Raw genomic sequence first — 734 nt, 5'->3', positions numbered from 1 at the left:
TGCTTGGCGTCGGCAAAGGAGCATTCCACCGTTTCCTTGCGCCGCTTGTAGATCGCTTTTCCCCAAGCTGTGAGCCGGTGGGCGTCAGTGCGTTCGCGGGCGTCCTGCCAGACATGGCGGGTGATGGTACGGATGGACTTGGCGTTGGCCGTGCAGGATGCGAGCAGCGGGCAGGTCCGGCAGATGGCCGGATCAGATACATAATGCTTGTAACCGTTGCGGTCGGTCGTGGCATAGGGGAGCAATTGGCCCTCAGGGCAGCGATAGCCATCGGCATCCGCTTCGAATGCGAACTTCGACTTGCGCATCATGCCGTCCCTGGGCGGCGTTGGAGTGCGGTAGCCGGTAACGCCGAGGATATGGCGATCTTCCAAACCCCGGGCAATGGCCGCTGTCGCATAGCCAGCATCCAGCCCGACCGCGCCAACCTCGAAGTCAAAGCGCCGGCGTTGCCGATCCAGACGGTCGAGATAGACGCGACTGTCATGCACATTGGCCGGCGTGACGTGGATATCGGTGATGATGGCCAGCTTTCCATCCACCGTGCGGTGGTCGAGATAGTAGAAGCCCTTCGGCTTGCCGTCGCGCACCATATAGCCGCTTTCCGGATCGGTGCGGCTGACCTTGGTTTCCTTCACCTCCCGCTCACGCGGCTTGTCCCTCATCGGCTTCTGGCCGTGCAGTGCCCGTTCCGCATCAATGGCCCGATCAAGATCAGCCCAATAGTCGGCCCG

The 734-nt window shown here is 62.0% G+C and carries 1 protein-coding gene; it reads right to left on the bottom strand.

The window, feature by feature from the left end:
- On the bottom strand, nucleotides 1–734 hold a 734-nt coding region (locus HWD97_RS24235; RefSeq protein WP_371835806.1), incomplete at both ends, for a transposase.

It is taken from the genome of Ochrobactrum sp. C6C9 (assembly GCF_022627935.1).
In the GTDB taxonomy this organism is placed as follows: Bacteria; Pseudomonadota; Alphaproteobacteria; order Rhizobiales; family Rhizobiaceae; genus Brucella; species Brucella teleogrylli.
Note: the sequence above shows the minus strand (reverse complement) of the source record. Positions and strands in the feature narration are given on the sequence as shown.